Source organism: Oleiphilus sp. HI0128 (genome assembly GCF_001635365.1).
This window is the reverse complement of sequence record NZ_LWGG01000321.1, coordinates 1-1,326: the sequence shown is the minus strand read 5'-3', so window position 1 is coordinate 1,326 and position 1,326 is coordinate 1. Positions and strand designations below refer to the sequence as shown.

Annotated in this window: 2 protein-coding genes; both read right to left on the bottom strand. The window is 44.2% G+C overall.

Translation table 11 applies throughout. The features are described from left to right. A partial coding sequence (gene bamB / locus A3763_RS04085) for an outer membrane protein assembly factor BamB (RefSeq protein WP_068759907.1) occupies positions 1-986 on the bottom strand: 986 nt, incomplete at its 3' end. Positions 987-1,145: 159 nt separating this feature from the next. Beyond that, on the bottom strand, positions 1,146-1,326 hold a 181-nt coding region (locus A3763_RS04080), incomplete at its 5' end, for a tetratricopeptide repeat protein (RefSeq protein WP_156494892.1).

The window sequence follows — 1,326 nt, the reverse complement described above, 5'->3', positions numbered from 1 at the left end:
AACTGGTCAAAGACCACTGGTGAGCCTAAACGACGATATAAGAACTCTTCATTTCGCCACAACTCCTTTCCACTTTGCTTATCAAGCGCAATAATCTCACCTTTATCCGTGGTAACAAAGAGCTTGCCAAAGCCTAACGCGAGCTTGTTAAAAGATGAAATTTCTTTAGACCAAATTTCCTGCCCATCGAGCGCACTTAAAGCAAATATTTTACCTTGGTAAGCGGCTGCATAAAGGGTATCACCATCAAGCAAAGGCTGACCATCCGAGTCGACCAAACGCTCTAGTTCTGTGCGCCCTTTTGGTAGAGCAAGTGTTGCTTTCCAGAGAGGCAAACCAATGTCGTTCCTCAATGTGAGCAACTCACCATTGGCGAAGCTAGTCACCGTATACTTCCTCGATACTAAAGGTTTGGCAGTACCTCGTAAGGAAAGTATCGGCACAACACTATCATGACGCCAGCGTTGCTTGCCATCTTGTGCCCCGAAAGCAGCAACTTTGCCATCAATAGTTTGAACGATCACCAGTTCTCCGTTTACTGCTGGCGGAGCCGTTGCTTCACTGCTTAGCGGAGAGCGCCAATTCTCTTGGCCATTTTCAAGTTGTAGTGACACTAAATAACCAGAAAACGTCACAACATAGAGGCTATCTCGGTCAACTGCTAAGCCGCTGCTAATAGTCTCATCCAGCTCATGACTCCAGAGAGTCTTACCGGATAAACGATCTATAGCACTAAGTAAGCCTTCAGTATCGACTGAGTAAATCTTATCATCTCTAAGGATAGGTGAAAGCTGAAGCTTTAGTTCTTGATCACCTTCTCCTACCGACTTCTTCCATATACGTTTAAAGTTAATTTGGTCTTTGAAGTCGATATCAAGCTCTGCAGGCTGATTTACTGGCGAACTACTACAAGCAGCTAGCAAACAAGACAAAAGGCCAAGAAAGGCGACCTTTTTACACCACCGATGTATTTTCTCTAGCGCCATGCTATGAAATCCCTAATGCAACTTAGCGTTCTGTATGATTACTTCAAACACTATATAAAAACAAAAAGGCAGAGCTTAGCTGCCTTTGAAAGATAAATTCTCGCCCCTTTGTAGTTTTCAGCCTAGGCAATGCTGGCTGACAAAAAGGGGCAAAATTGATTATAGGGTCTTAGGATCGATACCTAAGTCTGACAGCTTAACCGCCAACAAAGGTTGCGCCTGAGGCTCTTCTTTAATAAGTTCGAAAGCATTCTTGTATGCCTCGATAGCGCCAGGGATATCACCTTGTCGCTTTTTAATGTCACCCTCTATTTCAAGGTAGCTCGCTTTAAACGCCTCT